The sequence below is a fragment of the Novosphingobium olei genome (assembly GCF_012927405.1).
Classification (GTDB): domain Bacteria; phylum Pseudomonadota; class Alphaproteobacteria; order Sphingomonadales; family Sphingomonadaceae; genus Novosphingobium; species Novosphingobium olei.
Genome location: NZ_JABBGM010000003.1, coordinates 413,885 through 433,398 on the forward strand (window position 1 = coordinate 413,885; position 19,514 = coordinate 433,398).

A 19,514-nucleotide genomic window follows, 5' to 3' on the forward strand; every position below is an offset into this window, starting at 1 on the left:
AGGACGTGGAGGGCAACCGTCTGCTCCTGCGCGACAGCAGGACCGGCCCGCGCACGGTCTGGCTAGGGTCGGCGGTACGCGAGGTCATCGACAGTCTGCCGCGCCATCCGAAGATTCCTCGGTTGTTCTGGAACTACCAGTACCGCAGGCCGATCGGCTGCATCCAGCATCTTTGGAGGACGATCCTTCAACGGGCCAATCTCGGCAAACTACGCATCCACGACCTGCGCCACACTTCGCCAGCCATGCGGCCATGAGCAAGGAAACCTTGCCGATGATCGGGCGGCTGCTCGGGCATGCCAACCACCAATCGACGGCCCGCTATGCTCATCTCGATGACGAGCATCTACTCGACGCCGCGCAGCAGGTTGGCGATGCGGTCATGGTTCTGTTAGCCTGCTTGTAATCGCGGCTGTCGATTAGCCTGCGGCTTTGCTGGCATCACACTACACCGCATCGTGACTGATTTGCAGGCATAGGCCAAGCGGCCGGTCGCGAAGAAGTGCCCGATCTGCGCCTCGGCCTGCGGGTCGGCCAAGCCTTGCGCTTCGAGCCAATCCTCGTTGTAGTAGGTTGAGGCGTAGCGCTCACCGCCATCGCAAAGGATGGATACGATCGAGCCCGAATGCCCTTGCGCAGCCATTTCCGTGGCAAGTCTGGCCACGGCGACCATGTTGGTTCCGGTCGATGCGCCCACGCGTTTGCCCAGATGCGCCGAGAGCGTCCGCGCAGCCGCAATCGACACGCTGTCGGCCACCACTTCCATCCGGTCGATCACGTCAGGAATGAAGCTGGCCTCAACCCGCGGGCGGCCGATCCCCTCTATCCGGCAAGGCAGGTCGCATGCCTTTTCGATCGTCCGGTCGGCCCAGTGACGGTGAAACACCGATCCTGCCGGATCGGCAACGCAGATCCGTGTGGCATGACGATTGTAGCGAACATAGCGGCCCAGCGTCGCAGACGTTCCGCCCGTGCCCGCGCCCGCCACGATCCACGATGGCACGGGTGAGGGCTCGCGCGCCATCTGGGCAAAAATGCTCTCTGCGATGTTGTTGTTGCCGCGCCAGTCGGTGGCGCGCTCGGCATAGGTGAACTGGTCCATGTAATGCCCGCCGAGTTCTGCCGCGAGGCGGGCGGACTCCCCATAGACCAGTCCGCCATCGGCCACCTTGTGGCAGCGCCCTCCTTGCCATTCAATGGCCGTGATCTTTTCGGTGGCGGTGCCCGCCGGAATAACCGCGATAAACGGTAGACCGAGCATTCGCGCGAAATAGGCTTCGGAAACGGCCGTGGAGCCAGACGAGGCCTCGACAATGGTCTGTCCCTCGCTGATCCAGCCGTTGCACAATGCATAGAGGAACAGCGAGCGGGCGAGGCGATGCTTGAGACTGCCGGTGGGATGGCTGCTCTCGTCCTTGAGATAGATCGCGATGTCAGGCAGCGCGGGAACCGGCACCGGGATGAGGTGCGTGTCGGCACTGCGGGTGAAATCCGCCTCGATCCGTCCGATGGCCCAGTTTGCCCAGTTCCGGCCTTTCATCTTCGTCATGCCAACCCGGTAATTGCGCGGTGGAGGTCCCTCAGCCAGGCTTCGCCCTCGACCACTTGCATCGTGGTCCCGGCCACTTCCTCGCGCACGGGCGGCTGGCTTGCTCCGCCCAGATGATGCGCGAGGAAGGCCTCGGCCACGGTCTTGAAGGCGATGTCGTTGGCCGGGCGGGCAAAGCCATGACCTTCATCGGGGAACAGCAGATAGTTCCCCGGAATGCCATTGGCCTGCATCGCCGCGGCCATCTGATCGGCTTCCTGCTTGAGCACGCGCGGATCGTTGGCCCCTTGCGCGATCAGCAGCGGGCGGCGGATCTTCGCGGCATGGTGGATGGGCGAGCGCGCGATCAGCTGAGCGCGGCCTGCTTCCGTGCGGGGGTCGCCGATATTGGCATAAAGATGCAGCCGCGCGTCTTCCCAGTAGGGCGGGATTTCGTCGATCAGCGTCTGCAGGTTGGCCGGGCCGACAATGTCGATGCCGCACACGAACCGCTCGGGCCGCTGAGTGAGCGCGGAGAGCACGGCATAGCCGCCATAGCTCGCCCCCATGATCGCCATCCGCGCCGGATCGATGAAGCCGCGCCCAATGGCCCATTCGAGCGCATCTTCCAGATCATCGTCCATCCGTGCGCCCCATTCGTTGGCCCCGGCGCGCATGAACGCCTTGCCGAGGCCCGTCGAGCTGCGGAAATTGACCTGCAGCACGGCATAGCCGCGATTGGCCAGCCACTGTGCTTCGGGGTTGTAGCCGAAACCGTCGCGGTCCCAGGGGCCGCCATGGACCAGCAGGACGGCGGGAAGCGGCGCGGCCACCCCTTGCTCAAGCGACCCGGCACCGGCGGGCAAGGTCAGGTAGCTGACGAGGTTCAGCCCGTCACGGCTGGGGATCACCACCGGTGCCATCGGGGCGAGCGCCTTGCCGGTCAGTTCGGGGCGCACTTCATAGAGCTGGCGCACCGTCATTTCCTGCCGGTCGAGCAGCCAGCTCGATCCGGCCAGAAGATCGCTGCTCGCGCCGATGGTCCAGTAACGGTCATCGTCGGTGCGGCTGGTGATCGTCCAGTTGCCGAGCCCCGCACGGTCGAGCAGGTCGATGGTCGGGCGGATCACCTCGTCCAGCACGTGCCGCTCGGTCAGCGCATAGGTCACAGTAAAGGCCAGCGGATGCCAGGTTTCGAGATCGGCAATCGTCCCGCTGATATCGGCGCGATCATCGCTGGCGATCAGGCGCGGCGTCTTGCTGGCGAGATCGAGCGCATAAAGCGCCGCCGTGTCGCGGCCTCGGCTGTCATAATAAAACAGCGTCTCGCCCGCCGCATCGAGGCCCGAGGGCCCGGACGTGCGCGCATCCTCTTCGGGAAACACCATCAGCGGTTCCCACGCCTCGCCGCTGCGCGCCAGCACTGCCGAGCCGCCGTCCGGCTGCATGGCGACTGCGAAACGGGGCACGAACTGCTCGTCAGTGAGGAAATGGGCAAAGCCGGGGTTTTCGATCACCAGCGTGGTCGCGCCCGACGCGAGATCGATCAGATGGAGATCGGCATAGCGCGGATCACGGGCATTGGCACTTACCAGCACTTCGCCCGGGCGCTTGCGGCTGAGCCCGGCAATGCTGCATTGCGCACCGGGCCAGGGCGTAAGGTCGCGCGATTCTCCGGTCGAGATATCGGCGGCGAAAACGTGCCAGTTTTCATCGCCATGGCTGTCCTGACCATAGAGCACGGTGCGGCCATCGCGGGCGAAGGAAAAACCCGTGATGCCGCGCCCCGTGTCGCGCGTCACGGGCCGGGCATCGGCGATGGCGGCAAAAGGTGCGACCCAGATATTTGCGACGCCATCGATCGGTGCGATCCAGCCGAACCACCGTCCGCAGGGGCTGATCTGCAGGCCAAAGCGCGCCGGGTAGCCGAACAGGCTGGCGCGCGGGATCAGGCTTTCGGGCGTGCCGCGCATCAGAAGTGCTCCATCAGCGCGACAAGCCGGTCCGCCCAGACCTGCGTGGTGGCGGCATAGCACCGGCTCTGCAATTCGATCTGCTCGCGGAATCGGGCCTCAAGCGCCGGCTCGCGCGCGCTGAGGATCGCCGGATAGTTGGGCTGGGCTTCGCCCCGCGCCATGGCTTCGGCTTCGATGGCGTGCAGCGTATCGTCGACTTTCCGCTGGTCGGCCGCCGTCCAGCCGGATTGGCGGACGGCGAGGCTGGCGACGAGGCCGATCACGATGCCAAGCCCTTCGGACAGGACGCTGCGCGAGCGCGCGAGCGGCCAAGCGGTGCGTTCGATGAAATCGAGCGCGCCCATCACCGGGCCTGTGCGCTGCTCGGCCAATTGCATCGCGTCGCCGCGAAGCGCACTCCACACCGCGCGGGGCACGTCCTGCCCGGCTGCTGCATCGCCGTGCGCCGCGCGTGAACGGGCCAGCAGCGCGGCTGCCTCGGCATCATCGCCCGCCGCAGCGGTCATCGCCGGGTCATCATGCATGGCGACGAGAATTTGCGCCGCAGCCCGGTCGAGCGCCGCACCGGGGCGGACTGCCGAGAAGAACCGCATAAGAAAAGTATCGCGCTGTTCCGGTGCGTTGGACAGGTAAAGCGCGACGAGATCGACCAGCCCGCCGATGGCCGCAGGGAAGCCGGTGAAGGCTTCGAAGCTGCGTAAGTCCGCATCCTGCGCGACCACCGCAGCCGGGCTCCCCTTGGGCGCATTCCAGATGCCGGTATCAAAGAGAACCCGGCCCGCTGCCAAGGCCTCCTCGAGCCGGGCCAGCACGGCGGCCTTGCGTTCCGGTGCCGCCAGATAGGCTTCGCTCATGCCAGATGGCCTTCGACAAACGCGGTCAGCCGCGCGCGCGATTGCGCGCCCAGCAGACGGGCCTTTTCCTCGCCGCCCTGCATCACCATGAGCAGCGGAATCGACTGCACGCCAAAGCGCGTTGCGGTTTCCGGATTGGCGACGATATCGACTTTCACCACGCGCAGTTCGTCGGCAAAGTCTTCGGCGAGATCGGCCAGCGTTGGCGCCAGCGCTTTGCACGGCCCGCACCAGTCGGCCCAGAAATCGAGCAGGACCGGCCGGTCGTCCGCCGTCAGCACGGCATCGAAATCGGCGTCGGTGGCATTAGTGATGAGAGTGCTCATGGGGCTCCTTCCCGTGATCGGGTGGGGTAACAGTTTCAGGGCCGCAGCGAAGCGCGGCGGGCAATGCCGTCCGCAATATGCAGCAGGTGGGTGTGGTGGATTTCCAGCGCGTCATCGTGGACCACGCTGATCAGGGTTAGGCCCGGCAGCGCTTGCAGCACGGCGGAATAGGCCAGCGCCGCATTGCCCGCATCGAGCGCGCTGGTCGCCTCGTCCATCACGAGCATGTCCGGGCGGTGCAGAAGCACCCGGATGAAGGCAAGCCGCTGCTGTTCGCCGGGGGAGAGCACGTCGGTCCAGGGGGCCACCTCGTCCAGCCGCGCTTCGAGATGGGCAAGGTTGAAGCGGGCGAGCGCGGCGGCGAGGTCCGCTGCAGCAAAGGCATCGGCGGAGGCCGGAAAGGCCAGCGCGGCGCGCAAGGGTCCGATGGGGAAATAGGCCCGCTGCGGCAGAAACATCATGCGTTCCTGCGGCAGGTGCGCGAGGTGCCCGCTTGCCTCGGGCCAGAGCCCGGCGATGACGCGCAGCAGCGTGCTCTTGCCCGCGCCGGAGGGGCCGCGCACGACCCAGCGTTCGCCGATCTCCACCTGCCAGTCCGGCACTGTGACAAGCAGCGGGCCCGAAGGCAGCCGCACCGCCAGATCGCGGGCATGGAGGGCGGGTTCATGGCATTCGCCGATTTCCAAATCCGCCGCCGCATCGGCAGGCGGCAGGGCAAGCGCCGCATCGAAGGCGCGCAGACGGCGGATGATCGCGATCTGGGTGGCGATGCTGCCATAGGATTGCATGAACCAGCTCAGCGCCACGCTCATCTGGTTGAAGGCATTGCGGCCCTGCATCACATCGCCGATCGTCATCCGCCCGGCGAAATAGCGCGGCAGCATGAGCAGGATCGGCGTCATCGGAGTGAGCTGGCTGATTAGGCCCTGCACTACGCCAAGGTTGGTGGTGGCGAGGATCAGCCCGTGCATGTTGCGGCGCAGGGCGCTAAAACGTGCCGCCAGATTGCCCAGTTCCACCGGCTCGGCGCGGCTAAATGCGATCTGTTCGGCATTGCGGCGAACATGGATCAGCTCGAACCGGTAGTCCGCCTCGAAATGTTGCTGGCGCATCGTGCGCGCCACGATGGGCCGGCCAACAAACACCACCAGCACCGACGTTCCCACGGCATAGACAAAGCCCCAGATCACCATATCACCGGGGAGCACCAGAGCATGGCCCAGCACGGTGATGGTTAGCGGCGCGGAGAGGGACAGGAGCAGACCGGTGAACTGCACTAGGCTGACCACCGCGAAGGTGAAGCCGGTGACCAGCCCCAGAATGCCGCGCGACAGAAGATCGAGATCTTCGGCAATGCGCTGGTCGGGGTTGTCGAGGGTGCCGCTGCGCTCGATCCGGTAGTATCGGCGCCAGGCCATCCAGCGCGCGGTATAGTCCGCATTCAGCCAGGCCCGCCAGCGCAGCGCCAGCGTGGCGGAAAGATAGCTGGTGGCAAACCCGACCGCGGCAAAGGCCCCGACGATCCCCGCAAAGCGGAGTAGGCTTGCGGCCAGATCGCCCTGCCGGGTCTGCAGCATGTCGAAGAAGGTCTTTTCCCATTCGGCCATCCAAAGCCCCAGCGTGGCCGTGCCGAACTGCAGGCCGAGCAGTACGGCCAGCATCGCCCAGGCCACCGGTGCCTCGCGGCCTGACCAGAAGCCGCCGAGCAGGCGGAGCGCATGGTTCCACCTGCGGGTTGCGGCGACCGGCGCTGGCCCTTCAGGCAACGGGGAAGCGGAAGCATTCAAGGAAGTTGGTCCTCTTCAAGCGATCAGAAGAAGCTGTAAGTCGCGGTGAGCGTAAACGTGCGCGGCGCTCCAAGCGGGATATAGTCGACCAATGGCGCCAGATTGTAGAGCTTGCGGTCGAACAGGTTCTTCACGCCGAGGTTCAGCTTAAGATCGCCGAGCTTGTAGTGGATATTGGCATCCACCGAGGTCTGCGCGCCGAGGAAGACCGGCGCACGGTTGTTGAAGGTTCCGGTGATCTCGAACGTGACCGGATCGAAGATCGGGTACGCGCTGCCCACGGTCCCCGCAATGCTACGCGAAAAGCCATAGACCCCGACCGACGCGCCAAGCGACTTGAGCGGCCCCTTCTGGATTTCGTACGCGGTGAAGAAGCTGTAGCGCGTCTTCGGCTGGGCGATGACAAAATCGCTGCGTTCGAACGGGTTGGGATTGGTATACTTGTAGCTGGCCTGGCTGAAGGTGGCGGCAATGGTCCAGCCGGGCAGGATCTGGCCGTTGACGTCCGCTTCGAAGCCTTCAGCGACCAGCCCGTCGATCACCTGATAGAACGGCGGGGCAAGCGAGCCATTGACGATGCTGTTCTGCTTGTTGCGGTAGTAGGACGCAACGATGGCCAGCTTGCGGCCGAACAGGTCGAGCTTGATCCCGCCTTCAATGTTGCGCGTGCGCTGCGGCTTGGGGATGAAGCCATCGTATTGGGCGAAATTGGGCGCATAGCCGCTGAGGAAATTGCCATAGACCGAAAGGCCGCCGACCACATCGACCACGGCGCCCGCGCTCACCGTATTGGCGGTCTGCCGCTCGTCGTTGACCGAGGAAAACTGCAGCGACGCCGCATTGAGGTGATAGCGGTTGCGACGATAGCCGGCGTAGATGTGAAACCGGTTAAACTCGATCAGATCCTGTGCATAGAGGCCGTTCTGCACAATGGTGGCAATGTTGCTGGGCGTTCCGGCTTGTTCGGGCAGGGGTAGTCCGGCAAGGCCGGCGGCGCGATCGGTGAACGGGCCGTAGAACGCACTGGCGCCGGTCAGCGTCAGCGAACGATCGCGCGAGTAGTTGTAGCCTGCCGTCAGGGCATGGGAAAACGGGCCGGTCTTGAAATTGAACCGGGCATAGGCATCCAGCGCATCATTGCGGCCCTGGCTGCCCTGCGAGAGCGGCGAATAATAGACCCCTGATGGATCGGTGAACAGCGGCTGCAGCAGGCGGATATTGACCCGGCGATTGCCATGTTCGCCGCGCGCCACCAGTGTCAGCCACGAAGCGGCCTTGTGCTCGGCATTAAAATAATAGCGCTCTGAACTGGAGCCGATGCCTTGCCCGCGCGGGCCGAGCGGATTGCCTGGATTGGCAGCGATCTGGCCGAAACCGGGTGCCTTGGGATCGACGATCTGCGTATCGACGACATAGGTGTAAGGCGTCAGCGGGGTGAAGTTTTCGGCAATGCTTGCGCCGAGGATGATGTCGGACTTCGCATCCTTGAACCGCAGGGCCGGCGCAAAAAAGTGCTCGTTCCGCCCGGCATAGCCACCATAGTTGCGATCCGCATCGAGCCACCGGCCCACGATCCGGGCGCTGAGCTTCTTGTCCGCCGTGAGCGCGTTGGAGGCGTCCACACCAATTGCCCAGGTATCGAAGCTGCCGTATTCTCCGTTCACGTCGAGGATGGGGTCGGCGCTTGGCCGCTTGGTCACGAGGTTGACGGTGCCGCCAAGGCTGTCCGCACCTGAAAGGATGGCAGAAGGCCCTTTGAGCACCTCGATGCGCTCAAGATTGTCTACCGGTTGCAGCGCGGTCAGCGAGCCGGAGAGGCCGTTGCTCAGTCCGGTGGCACCGAAGCCGCGCACCGAAATGCTGGGTACGCCCTGCACATTGCCGAAGCTCGCCGTGGTGCCGCTGACATTGCGCAGCGCCTCGGTGACCGACTGAACCTGCTGTTCCTTGAGCAGCGCGCTGGTGACGACAGTGGTCGACTGGGGCAGCGTGCGCAGACCCTTGCCGGTGCGATCCGATGAAGCCGCCTTGTCGACCTTGAGGTTGATCTCGGCCTCGTCGCGCTTGGCTGTCACAACGATCTGGGCGTCCGGAGCAGCGGTTTCCTCCGCCTGCGCGACCGACGGCAGAATGGCACCGCCCGCGATCATTCCCAGCGCCGAGGCCCCCCGCACAAGCTCAACAAGACGCAATTTCCCCATCGTACCGCCCTTCCTGATCGGCCATGGCCGCTGTCAGCCACACCACTTGATGACGGCATGACGCAGCGCGGCAGCAGATGCTCAGCAAGAAATTTGCAATAGTTGGAAGCCGCCTCGCGGCGGCGATCATCCGGCCAGGCGCAGGAGCACCGCCGCGAGCCCGGCGACAGCGAGGCCGAGCGCAACCGCCCCGACGAGCCACGCCCGGCGCAGCGGCCGCCGAAACCGCCTCCAGCGTTGCTGGCTGGCCCGGCCATAGGCCTGCAGAGCCTCTGCCCGCAGTTCGGCGATTTCCGGCTGAAGGCCCTGGTTCTCTAGATCCCACCACGAGATCATCGCATTCTGGAACAGGCGCTGGTGCGACGGATCCTGCTCGAACCAGCGGATCAGTTCGACCTCGCCAGCCTCGTCCAGCCGCCCTTCGACATGCAGGATCATGAAATCCACCGCAATTTCGGCAGCCGTGCGGCTTTCCTGCGGTTTCAGCTGTGCCATTGATTGTTTTCCTTCAGGGCGATGATAGCCCGCATGGCATTGGCAATGTGTTTCTCGACCGCGCTGACCGAAATGCCGAACGCATCGGCAATGTCGCGGCGCGGCATTCCCTCGAGGCGATAGAGCACGAAGATCACCCGGGTCCGCTCGGGCAAGGCCCGCAAGGCCCCGGCCACGTTAGCGAGGTTCTGCCGCCCCGCCAGAATGCGCTCCGGATCGCGCCGCTCCACATCCCAACGCTCGGAGTCCGCGAGAATGGCCTCACGATACGAAGCCCTGACCGCATCACGGCGCGCCCGGTCTCGCAGCAGATTGGCCGCAATCGTGAACACATAGGAATCGGGCCGTTCGATCTGCCCTTCAGGCAGATCGCAGACCCGCACGATCACTTCCTGCGCCAGTTCTTCAGCTTCGACTCCATTGCCGATCCGGCGGCGAAAGAAGGTACAAAGCGCACCGCGATAGCGGGCATCCAGTTCTTCCGTCCAGGAGCCGGGCAAAGAGGATGTTCGCTGCTGCATCATATCTCTAGGACGCGGAGCGGAGCCGGATGCTCAGCCTGCCGCAACCGATTTCTTACGCGGCAATGCCCCAGCTTTCCAGCAAGGGCCCGTTTTCCGGCTCACGCCCACGAAAAGCGATGAAATTGTCGATCGCCGCGCGCGATCCGCCTTTGGCGAGCACTTCGTCGCGGAACCTTGCGCCGAGCTTTGCGCGGTCGGCGCCCGGCTCCTCGAACGCCCCATAGGCATCGGCAGAGAGCCGCTCGGCCCAGAGGTAGGAGTAGTAGCCCGCCGCATACCCGCCCGAGAAGATATGGTTGAAGGCATGGCCGAAGCGATGCCATTCGGGATAGGTGATCACCGCCACCTCGGTGCGTACTGCATCGAGCACCCTCTGCGAGTCGGGCGCATTGCCGCCGCCCGCTGCGCGGTGGAGGCGCAAGTCAAAGAGTGCGAACTCGGTCTGGCGCAGCAAGGCCATGGCGGAGAGGAAGTTCTTCGCGCCCAGCATCCGGGCAATCAGCGCGTCAGAGAGCGGTTCGCCGGTCTCCTCGTGCGCGGAAGCCGCCTTGAGCGTCGCGGGCTCCCACGCGAAGTTTTCAAGGAACTGGCTGGGCAATTCCACCGCATCCCATTCCACGCCCGAAATGCCCGCCACACTCGGCAAATCGACCGGGCTCAGCAGGTGGTGCAGGCAATGGCCCATCTCGTGGAACAGGGTCACCATATCGGCATGGGTGATCGTGGCCACCTGGCCGGGCGCGGCGGGCGAAAAGTTGCAGACCAGATAGGCGACCGGCCACACCGCGCCGCTCTCTGCGCGCGGGCGGCAGACATCCATCCACGCCCCGCCGCGCTTGCCCTCACGCGCGAAGAAATCGGCATAAAGCGCAGCCACCGGCTGCTCGCTCCCCTTATGGTGCAACGTGAAATGGCGCACGTCCCGGTGCCAAACGGGCGCATGGCCCTCGTGAAACTCCACGCCGAACAATTCCCCCACCAGCGCGAAGAGCGCCGACAGCACACGATCCAGCGGCAAGTGGCGGCGAATCTCGCCGCTGTCGATCGTATGAAGCGCCTGCCGCATCCGTTCGCTGACAAAGCCGATATCCCACGGCTCCAGGTCGGCAAGGCCAAGCTCCTGCGCCGCGTAAGCGCGCAGGCTCGCCATGTCCTGCTCCGCGCGCGGACGCGCGGCCTGTGCAAGGCCGGTGAGGAAGCTCTCCACCTCGTCGCCATCGCGCGCCATCTTGCTTGCCAGCGAGACGGCGACGGGGTCGTCATACCCCAGCATCAGCGCCGCATGGCCGCGTAGCAAGAGCAGCTCGCGCATCCGCTCCGAATTGTCGAACCGTCCGGCCAATGGTCCCTGATCCGAAGCCCGCGTGTTGTAGGCGGCATAGACCTCGCGCCGCAGGTCACGATCGTGTGCGTGGGTCAGCACCGCCATCACGCTTGGCGCGTGCAGACTGATCCGCCAGCCCGCTAATCCGGCCTGCCGTGCCGCTTCTGCCATGCCCTGCCGGTCGGCTTCAGGAATGCCGTCAAGCCGCGCCGCGTCGGCAATGTCGAGCGTCCAGCCCTGTGTCGCATCGAGCACGGCGTTGGAAAACGCGGTGGAAAGCCGGCTGCGCGTCATCATGTTGTCGGTAAAGCGGGCAGCGGTCTCCCCATCGAGCGCCACGCCCGAAAGCTCGAACTCCTGCAAGGCGAGCGCCACCGCGCGGCGGCTGGCGCTGTCGAGCGCCGCCAGATCGATTGCCGCCATCGCCTGATAGAGCGTCTTGTCCTGCCCCACCGCGCTCAAATGCGCATCGATGATCGGCTGCGCCTCGGCATGGGCCGCGCGCAGTTCGGGCGAATTGGTCACCGCGAGCAGATGCGCCACCACGCCCCATACCCGCGACAGCGCCACATCGGCCAGATCTTTGGCCGCCAGCAGCCCCGGATCGCCCGCCATCGCTACACACTGGCGCATGGCTTTGGCATGGGCCGCCACGGCGGACGTGACCGCCGGTACAACATGCTCGGGCCGGATCGCGGCATATTCCGGTAGATCCGTCGGGGCGAGGAGGGGATTGGCTTCAGTCATAATCAAGTCCGACAGCAGAGGGCTACGCCCAGGCGGAAGACGCGCCATCTAGCGCGAACCTCACTTTCAAGCGAACATCACCAACGAACGATCTGTTGCAACTACGCGGGAGTGTTAAGTGTGCGCAATCCGGTTTGATCGACGCTCTAAAGAGAAGGTCACAATCGCCAATGCGTTGCCGACACCGACCAGCGGTGGAGGTCCACGCTGTTGCGGCGAAAGACACCACAAGAGCTCCGCATCCGTTCAAAAGGGGCTAGCCGTTGCGATGACTTCGTCATACATAATACGATCCGAAATCAGCTTCGCCAGCGCACGTCCAGGTTGCGAAACATCATTCCACTCCATAGCGGAAAGGCGACATGGACAACTTAAAAACCAGCTAAGCAGCGCCAGCAATTAGGCATGAATTTAGTTCCCGAACGGAAACTAGGGCTACCTTCGCAAGTGGTGTGCTTTTCAAGCACAATCGCCCAAATTGGTTGTTACAAAGTGCCTTAGAAGCGACTGGTTTGCAGCGAGTTTCTCTCTGCTGGCAGGGTCAAAGGGCATCTACAACCGAAAATGGCTATTTGGTCCCCATTTCCGAACAAACATAGCACATGGCGGTTCATGAGCCTCGCGAACAGACCCAAATCCCCACTGCTCAAATGCCGCGCTGGGACGTAGAATCCGCCGGAATTCATTTGCATATACCGATGGGCATTGACGTTGAGTTACGGGGTCGGGGAATGCAGTTTAAAACCGGCTTGACCGGCACACCCTACTCTATATATACTTTATGGTTTTAATCAGATTCCTCGGCAGTCTACCTCATCGGATCGACGATCTAGGCAGCTATAGGCATAGTAGCGCATTGGTTCATGTTTGACGCTAGCCACGTTACAAACGACGTAGCCCAAGTCGCTCTCCGTGGGCAGAATCACCAAAAGAGTATCGGCCCTAGATCTCGGTTGAAGGATCAGATAACTGCCCAGCCCCTGTGTCCGCTTAAAAGGAATTCAAGCTCGGGCAATCGGCAGAATCAGAGCAGGAAGCGCGCCGTTACTCGGACCTGACGCGGTTCGACCGGATGGATATACCGGTCATCGATCTCGCCCGCCGGTTCACCGCGCAGCCGTGACGCATAGAAGTAAGTTATGTCGGGATCGCGGGCATTGAAGAGATTGAGTAAATCAATCCCAAGGCGGAGTCGTCCAGCCTCGCGGTAGACGCCAAGGTTCATCAACGTCGTAGCATCTGACTTCTGCGAATTGTCCTCGATCAGCGGCGCGCTGGCAAAATGACGGATACGCAATGTGGCGGTAAGCGATGGGGTCATCGAGGCACTGATGCCGCCGCCCAGCACGAACGGCGTGGCACCGGGGATGAAGGCTTGGCCCGGTGCTGCACCACGAAAGCGCGCGCGGGTATATGCAGCGGTGCCATCCACCGTCACGCCGGGCAGAGGCCGCCAGAACAGGGCAAACTCGGCTCCAAACCGGCGCGATGCATCGTTGGGTTCGGTGCTTCCGGCATCACCCACGAAGACCAATTCGGAAGAACAAACGCCCGATGGCGAATCCCGGTTTCCGTGATTGTCCAGATTTGTGCCCGCACCCTCCAGGAAGCGGTCCTTGAAGGCAAGCTCGAGACATCAGCCCGTCCGCTCACAGGCGGTAAACCCGTCCTACTCAGGCCCCTGCATTGGGAAACCGACACCCCAGTCCCGCGCATGGCAAGTCGTTGCCTGAAACTCGATGACTGGTGCAATGTCCTGGCGACCTCAACCCACCGGATCTTCGTCAATCGTAATGACGTTGAGGAATTCCTCGCATCGTTCATGACGCAGGACGAGATCTACGATGCCGTCGGAGCCAGCGCCCGCGCGAGAAAGCGAGCTGTCGAAGTGCTGCCAGTCTCGACATCCTGAAACCGAAAGAAGGCTTCGCCGAAGCAGCAGGTCCCACATGCAGCGACCGCCGCATCACTGGCTAAGTTACAATCTGAGCCAGCTGCGATCGATCGAACGGTCGAGCAGTCCGAAGAAGCTATCCTGCGCCGTCCTGAAGTTCTCAGCCGGATCGGGGTTTCTCAATCCACTCTCGCCAACATGATCAAGGCTGGCACCTTTCCCAAGCGAATCCCGATCGGCCCTCGCGCGGTGGGCTGGTATGCAAGCCAGATAGCGGAGTGTATGGAAAAAGGGCTGAAGCGGCAAAAAACTGACGGTTAAACGCTGCTCTTGACCCCGGCCACAGTGCAAATAATTGGCGACGCTCAGCTATCTTCTGTCGCCACCAGCTTTACTGGCGAAGCCCAGGCTTGTTTCAAGGAGACCAGGCAGGTCATCGGAGGGGCAATCACTATACACTCCATCCCCATTTGTTTGAACCGTTTGGAAAACTTGGCAAATTCTGCCGATGAGTGGACGATTGCCCTCTTTGGGAGCCTATTCGACACTCCCTTTAATGTTCGCGACGACTACCTTGGTGCCTTTATCCGCCCAGAACTGCGCTTCGCTTCCAACCGACGCAGAAAGTGTCCGGATCAGGCGTATGCCAAGGCTACTGATCTGCGCCTTGTTGGGATCGAAATCCTCCGGAAGACCGGCCCCATTGTCCGAGACGACTAAAGTCGCCGTTTCGCCAATCCTCTCCAGTTTGATCTCGATCTTTCCACTTCCACCATCAAGATAGGCATATTTCATCGCATTCGTAACAGCCTCCGTCACGAGAAGCGCGATCGAAGTGGCTGCTGAGGCAGTCACTACGAAAGAATCAATGTCGCAATGGATCGAGTGGTGGGGAGCCTGTTCATCGAGTTGATGACAAAGTTGAGGGAGAAGCTCCGACAAATCGACGTTGTCCCCAGCCTCCTGACGCCAGACTTGATCGTGTGTCGCTGCGACTGCGAGGATACGATCCGAGGCATCGCCCAACGCGGTCATGGTCTCGTCAGTCTTAGCGCTGCGTGCCTGCATCTTCATCAAACTCGACAGCATGGCCAAGCTGTTCTTCACCCGATGGCTCGCCTCCTTTACCAGCATTCGCTGGTGTTCCAGCGACTGGCGCAGCTGTTCCTCCGCGGCAATACGATCGGAAGCGACACCGACCAGATTGGCCAGTCCCTGCAGAAAGGCAAGATCTGCCGCTTCGAATTCGCCGGCATTAGAACTGTCGACCTCGAGCACACCCCATGGTCCGCCGATACGCGCGATGACAACGTTGATCGCGCGCCTTACGCCGTGTCTGGCCATCACTTCAGGGGTCCGAAACCGTTCCTCTTTCTCGAGGTGGTTGGAAATGACAGGCGAGCCGCTCTGGAACGCGAACCCGGCTGGTGAACCTGCGTCAGCGCCAATAGAAGCCTTCCCGACAACGCCCTTTTGCCAGCCCACGCCGGCTCGAATCAGCAAATCCGCTTGGTCGCGGCGGTATTCGAGGATTTTGGCGAGACTGGTCCTCATCCCTTGGGCCGCACTTTGCGCGGCATCGTTGAGTAGATCACCAAGCGATGACTGCTGAAGGGCTCGAAGGCCAAAATCCGAGAGGATCGCCTGCTGGGTCAGACGATAGCCCAACATCGAGCCCTCGCCCACTTCCGCGACGGCTTCCTCGAAGCTGCCAGCTTCGGTTCTGTGCGTCGTTTCCACTACTTCGGGCGAATTATCCGCAGAAAAGGCTACCGGATTGCTTCCATCTGGCTGCGAGGAAGCGGACGTCTTGGTCATGATCAGCAATATCCCTTGGGCGTGGCTAATGAGGCGCCCGAGGTTTAACTGTGTAAGCTGATATTGGTTGCGCGATGAGTAGGTGAGTTGCGAACCACTTCTGCGAAAGCCCACCTGCTGGCGGAATTCACAATGTGGGTGTGATGTTACTGGGCATATACAATATCCGCGCTCGCGTAGCGCCTTTCAGCCGACAATCATTCGAATGACTGATCACACCCCACTTTCGCCGTCTGGCTGCTATCCTAAGTAACTAAAGATAGTGACATTTTCTCGGCTATGGTCATTCTGGGGCGATGACCACACTGATCATCCTTGGTGCGACTGCCGCTGGATTCGCAGTCGCGTTCACGATTTCGGAATGGTTCTGCCAACAATATGTGAAGCAGCGGCAGTGGCGGAAGTAGGACCGAGCGGGGATGCCTGCTCTTGTCGCAGGGTTGATCTTGGCGAGCGTACACTTTGATGAAAGTCCTCACATCCTATCGTTTGACGTCGGTCCCTGACGCTCGCCCTCCCCTGTTTCGCATTCTGTTGCAGGGCTTGATGTCGGCACGCCAATGGCCAGGACTGCATCACGAAGAGCGTTCGCTTTTGCCCAGGCCGCGTTCGCTCGCTCTTCGCTGTCGCGGATATGGCACCGCGCGCTCGGCTCATGCAGCCAGCCTTCCATATCGGCTCGCTCCATAATCTCGACCGCATCTTCCGTTGCTTGCTGTGCTTCTTTCCATGCATGCAAGGCCTGCAGCACCAGCTCAGTCAGGTCGCTCTGCATCGGCGATCATTCATGTTGGCACACCAATGAGGGCATTTATCGGAGAATCCAGACTGGGGGATGATTTGGGGGGCGAGATGATGGAATGTCCGCTTCGCCGGCTGATTGCGAAGCAAGGATGCGTAACCTTCGCTCATGCTCGTCCTAATAACGCATTAATAGGTGATCCAGCGCCAGCGACGGGCAGACGGCGACGCATAAGTACGGTCCAAAGGCCCGCCCCTCGGCGTTTAAAGAGGCGGGCCCAGAACCAGTCAGGGAATAGTAGCTAGACGCTCAGATGGGGCAACGGTTCCTATGTTTGACCATTCCAGTCGGCTGCCGCCTCACACTCAGTGCGGTGAACGCTAGTCGCATGGGCGCCGTCGCCGGATGCCATGTCCGTCTCGCACTGGACGACATAGCCGGACTTGGCGAAGCCATTGTAGAATGAAGGCACAGGCTCACCACCACAGACACGGCACGGGCCTAGCTCAATCTCAGTAGGTTCTGCCGGTTCTGATGCAGGAAGTTCGCCGGTCTGCTCCATCTTGTATAGCAGCGGGAACACCTCGACTTCGAGCAGCCTGCGAAGGTCGAGGAATGCCACGAAGGCGTCGGGTTTGAGGTGTGTGCCGTGCTCGCACCGACTCCCCTCGGGAAAGTTGGCGATCCGGTCGTAATAGCCCTTGAGGCGATCGTGCAGGCTCATGGGGCCAGGATAAACGAAGCCGCTCGAGGATGCACGTTTCTTGGCTGAGGTTCCAATAGAGCCGGACCTTGGACATGGGTGGCCCGGCTCTAAGGATTCGAACGATCAAGGGCGGCGGAGGGGCCCCTCCCTGACCGACAACTTACCTAGCGCATCTTTGCAAACAAATGGTTAACGCTCCGGCGCCGGCCCGCTCTCGTCGATCAGGATAGCTATCCGCTCAGCCAGCTGCCGGAGCTCCTCGCGCCCACCGGCCTCCGTCTGCCAATAGATGAGCGCAGCCTTCATATGGGAGAGGGCAAATTCGAGGTGCGTCGCTGCACGCTTTGTCGAGTCATCCATGAGCGTTTCTTTGCGCAAGGCCCCCAAATCCGCAACCCGCATCTCTTTCTCCGTTCTCCAGGTCTCGAGCAGGAGGCGCGCTGTCCATCCCCTTTTCCGGGATATCGGAGCCGTATTTAGGTCGCTTTTTGCCGGTCGCAAGCCCTAAAGCTTAGAGGTCGATTTACTCACTAAAACCAGCGGGTTAGCCCCGTGTATTCAGCGCGACCCAGCCCATCGATCCTTAGTCTGCACTACTAGCAATGGTCCGGCCCATGTCAGGCAAAGTCCGAATGCATCTTCAGGTGTACCGTGCTGCCATGTTTCCCATGTCGCGCGGGGCAATAGGACAGGCATGCGGTCGTGCACATCGGCCATTTGCTCGCAACCGTTGACCATTACCATAGCGTAAGCGTTGCCCCATTCAGCGGTGTGTCTCCAGACGCCTGCGACCGCGAATGTCTCCTCGCCAGGGAGCGCATACCATGTACGGGTCATTTTGCCCTTATCACCCTCGGCTTCGGCCCATGCTGTGACCGGGATCAGGCAGCGCCGCCGGGTGAAACTGTCCTTCCAGAACGCCGTATGAAGCTTGTCTTCGCGAGCATTCGTCACTGCTTTGGGTTTGAGTTTTTTGCCCCTGCTTCCCAGTGAGAGTGAGCGGAAAGCCCCATGTCATCTGTCGTAGCTGGCCTTCTGCGGCGACGAGGCCGGGATAGCCAGGATAGATTTCACCGGGCACATTCGCGATGACCTGCAGGGTAGAACCGAACAGTTGTGCGACGGCCTGGAAGTTGGTGGTCATGCGGTAAAGGTTGCACATCGGGAAAGCGTCCGTTGGTCAGTCAATAAATTCTACCTCTAGCCCTGCCAAGTGTCCGGCGCGGCCGTCCGAGTAAGCTGCTGGATTGAATGATGTCCAGTTGCTCGCTTGCGTTTTAAGCGAGCTTGTCGATGCGTTCGATGCGAGTCTTGTGCCGACCCTCAGCGGCCTACAACCCTCGCCAAGCTGACATCGGATTTAATTCGGTTCAGACTGACATCCGCTTCCACCTAGGACGTTCGTAGGTACAGATTTGGCTCCCCGTCGGTTGGCTGCCAAGGGGCCAACGCACGCAACGCAAGTGCGGTGCATCGGTTGAGGTTCCACTACGTCCAGATTACGCCTGACTAAGTGTCAATCGTGCATTTTGGAGAACCTCAACTGGCGGCGAAAATCTAGCTTAAACACTGGATTTCTGCGGGTCGGGGAGTAGCGCAGCCTGGTAGCGCATCTGGTTTGGAGCGGATCATGGATTGGAATTTTCCGATCACCTGGCGAGCTGCGACCAGATCTGGCACGTGGTCTTCGATTACGGCGACAAGAATTGCCTCTGACCTTGCAAGCCCGTCTCGAGCAGATGTCATCAGGCGGGCAAGGACTCGTGCCGATGGCGTGCGGGCGAGCCCACTTTGGTTAGCTTTCTCGGCCAGGCGCCGCCGCTGGGCCCATTGAGATACGACACCGCTTTGCCCCGTGAATCCTTCGCTGCGCATTTCCCGCCAGAGTGCCGGTGCATTGCGAGCACCAGCATCCCATCTTTCGTTCAACCAAGGCAGCCAGGGGTCGAGAAAGCTCGGCCGGGTGCGGAACACGTCGAGGCGCTGGCCGCGCAGCACATCTCGAACCAGCTTTCGGCTGTGACCTGTCTGCCGAACGATCTGGCGGATGGGTGTGCTGCAAGAAAGGTGCGTGACGTCTCAAGGGCGCGATCCGGTAGCAGGGTGACCGGCTTGCGCCGTTCCAGATCGCAGACAATCGTTCCGTAAGTCTGGCCTCGTCGGAAGGCGAAGTCGTCAATTCCGATCACAGAAAGCTCGCCGGATTGCTGGGAGACACGCCTGCCGTCAATGGCAAGGTCCCAGGGACAACGCAAATACCGGCTTTGTACGCGCCGAAAGGGGCGCGCACAGTCTTGGCAAAACGTCATCGCGCATCGCGCGCGCAGCAATATCTGGAGATGCTCTCCAAACATCGATTCCGACGAATACATCTGTATGATGGCCCACGGCTCGTCCTCCTGCGATGAGGATCGGCTCGGCCAATCCGAGCAACCCTCGGAAACGCAGTGTAGGGCGAGCCACCTCTCATGACGACGCGGACATATGGTCTTACGTTGAGTTCAACATCGGACGAAACGAAACGGCGCGGTGTCCGTTGCGCCGGCTATGGAAAACGATCCTTCCGGCGCTACATCTCGCAAGTCGTCTGTC

At 61.9% G+C, this 19,514-nt stretch carries 20 protein-coding genes and 1 pseudogene; 4 read left to right on the forward strand and 17 right to left on the reverse strand.

Features of this window, described 5'->3' with window-relative positions:
• Nucleotides 1–5: 5 nt before the first annotated feature.
• Both HHL27_RS09855 and HHL27_RS09860 read left to right on the forward strand, forming a co-directional pair.
• Nucleotides 6–257, forward strand: a complete 252-nt coding sequence (locus HHL27_RS09855; RefSeq protein WP_169493221.1) for a site-specific integrase — start codon at nt 6–8, stop codon at nt 255–257.
• Nucleotides 254–406: a hypothetical protein gene (locus HHL27_RS09860; RefSeq protein WP_169493222.1), complete on the forward strand. Its 153-nt coding sequence runs from the start codon at nt 254–256 to the stop codon at nt 404–406. Before HHL27_RS09855 ends, HHL27_RS09860 begins: the two co-directional genes overlap by 4 nt.
• Here HHL27_RS09860 and HHL27_RS09865 read toward each other — a convergent pair.
• The 10 genes from HHL27_RS09865 to HHL27_RS09910 all read right to left on the reverse strand — a co-directional run bounded on the left by HHL27_RS09865 (nt 392) and on the right by HHL27_RS09910 (nt 13,287).
• A complete protein-coding gene (locus HHL27_RS09865; RefSeq protein ID WP_169493223.1) occupies nt 392–1,549 on the reverse strand; it encodes a PLP-dependent cysteine synthase family protein in 1,158 nt (385 codons plus the stop codon). The two genes, HHL27_RS09860 and HHL27_RS09865, sit on opposite strands and share 15 nt — an antisense overlap.
• Nucleotides 1,546–3,501: a S9 family peptidase gene (locus HHL27_RS09870; protein ID WP_169493224.1), complete on the reverse strand. Its 1,956-nt coding sequence runs from the start codon at nt 3,499–3,501 to the stop codon at nt 1,546–1,548. Before HHL27_RS09870 ends, HHL27_RS09865 begins: the two co-directional genes overlap by 4 nt.
• Nucleotides 3,501–4,358: a hypothetical protein gene (locus tag HHL27_RS09875; protein WP_169493225.1), complete on the reverse strand. Its 858-nt coding sequence runs from the start codon at nt 4,356–4,358 to the stop codon at nt 3,501–3,503. The genes HHL27_RS09870 and HHL27_RS09875 overlap by 1 nt, the downstream gene beginning before the upstream one ends.
• Nucleotides 4,355–4,684, reverse strand: a complete 330-nt coding sequence (gene trxA / locus HHL27_RS09880; protein WP_169493226.1) for a thioredoxin — start codon at nt 4,682–4,684, stop codon at nt 4,355–4,357. Before trxA ends, HHL27_RS09875 begins: the two co-directional genes overlap by 4 nt.
• A 35-nt stretch (nt 4,685–4,719) precedes the next feature.
• Entirely contained in the window at nt 4,720–6,471 is a 1,752-nt protein-coding gene (locus tag HHL27_RS09885) for an ABC transporter ATP-binding protein/permease (RefSeq protein ID WP_169493227.1), read from the reverse strand.
• A gap of 23 nt (nt 6,472–6,494) precedes the next feature.
• Nucleotides 6,495–8,672, reverse strand: a complete 2,178-nt coding sequence (locus tag HHL27_RS09890) for a TonB-dependent siderophore receptor (protein ID WP_169493228.1) — start codon at nt 8,670–8,672, stop codon at nt 6,495–6,497.
• A 126-nt stretch (nt 8,673–8,798) separates the two neighbouring features.
• Nucleotides 8,799–9,167, reverse strand: coding sequence for a hypothetical protein (locus HHL27_RS09895; RefSeq protein ID WP_169493229.1), 369 nt, complete (start codon nt 9,165–9,167; stop codon nt 8,799–8,801).
• Complete coding sequence (locus HHL27_RS09900; protein WP_169493230.1) at nt 9,155–9,688, reverse strand: RNA polymerase sigma factor; 534 nt, start codon at nt 9,686–9,688, stop codon at nt 9,155–9,157. The genes HHL27_RS09895 and HHL27_RS09900 overlap by 13 nt, the downstream gene beginning before the upstream one ends.
• A 55-nt stretch (nt 9,689–9,743) precedes the next feature.
• Complete coding sequence (locus HHL27_RS09905; protein WP_169493231.1) at nt 9,744–11,762, reverse strand: M3 family metallopeptidase; 2,019 nt, start codon at nt 11,760–11,762, stop codon at nt 9,744–9,746.
• 1,024 nt (nt 11,763–12,786) lie between these two features.
• On the reverse strand, nt 12,787–13,287 hold the full coding sequence (locus HHL27_RS09910; RefSeq protein ID WP_338114861.1) for a TonB-dependent receptor: 501 nt from the start codon (nt 13,285–13,287) through the stop codon (nt 12,787–12,789).
• A gap of 48 nt (nt 13,288–13,335) precedes the next feature.
• Here HHL27_RS09910 and HHL27_RS09915 point away from each other — a divergent pair, with 48 nt between their 5' ends.
• Nucleotides 13,336–13,674, forward strand: coding sequence for a hypothetical protein (locus HHL27_RS09915; protein ID WP_169493232.1), 339 nt, complete (start codon nt 13,336–13,338; stop codon nt 13,672–13,674).
• A gap of 123 nt (nt 13,675–13,797) precedes the next feature.
• Nucleotides 13,798–13,977: a helix-turn-helix transcriptional regulator gene (locus HHL27_RS22890; protein WP_420874048.1), complete on the forward strand. Its 180-nt coding sequence runs from the start codon at nt 13,798–13,800 to the stop codon at nt 13,975–13,977.
• A gap of 216 nt (nt 13,978–14,193) precedes the next feature.
• Here the strand turns inward: HHL27_RS22890 and HHL27_RS09925 are convergent, their stop codons facing one another.
• The 7 genes and pseudogenes from HHL27_RS09925 to HHL27_RS22900 all read right to left on the reverse strand — a co-directional run.
• The gene (locus HHL27_RS09925; protein WP_169493233.1) at nt 14,194–15,474 is read right to left on the reverse strand and encodes a sensor histidine kinase; all 1,281 of its coding nucleotides are present in this window, start codon (nt 15,472–15,474) and stop codon (nt 14,194–14,196) included.
• 475 nt (nt 15,475–15,949) lie between these two features.
• Entirely contained in the window at nt 15,950–16,249 is a 300-nt protein-coding gene (locus HHL27_RS09930) for a hypothetical protein (protein ID WP_169493234.1), read from the reverse strand.
• Between the two features lie 295 nt (nt 16,250–16,544).
• Nucleotides 16,545–16,940: a hypothetical protein gene (locus tag HHL27_RS09935; protein ID WP_169493235.1), complete on the reverse strand. Its 396-nt coding sequence runs from the start codon at nt 16,938–16,940 to the stop codon at nt 16,545–16,547.
• Between the two features lie 171 nt (nt 16,941–17,111).
• Nucleotides 17,112–17,324: a hypothetical protein gene (locus HHL27_RS09940; RefSeq protein WP_169493236.1), complete on the reverse strand. Its 213-nt coding sequence runs from the start codon at nt 17,322–17,324 to the stop codon at nt 17,112–17,114.
• 156 nt (nt 17,325–17,480) lie between these two features.
• Nucleotides 17,481–17,876, reverse strand: a complete 396-nt coding sequence (locus tag HHL27_RS09945; protein ID WP_420874044.1) for an SOS response-associated peptidase family protein — start codon at nt 17,874–17,876, stop codon at nt 17,481–17,483.
• Entirely contained in the window at nt 17,770–18,066 is a 297-nt protein-coding gene (locus HHL27_RS22895) for a hypothetical protein (protein ID WP_420874049.1), read from the reverse strand. Before HHL27_RS22895 ends, HHL27_RS09945 begins: the two co-directional genes overlap by 107 nt.
• A gap of 930 nt (nt 18,067–18,996) precedes the next feature.
• A pseudogene (locus HHL27_RS22900) lies at nt 18,997–19,111 on the reverse strand (transposase); the annotation flags it as partial.
• Nucleotides 19,112–19,514 lie beyond the last annotated feature (403 nt).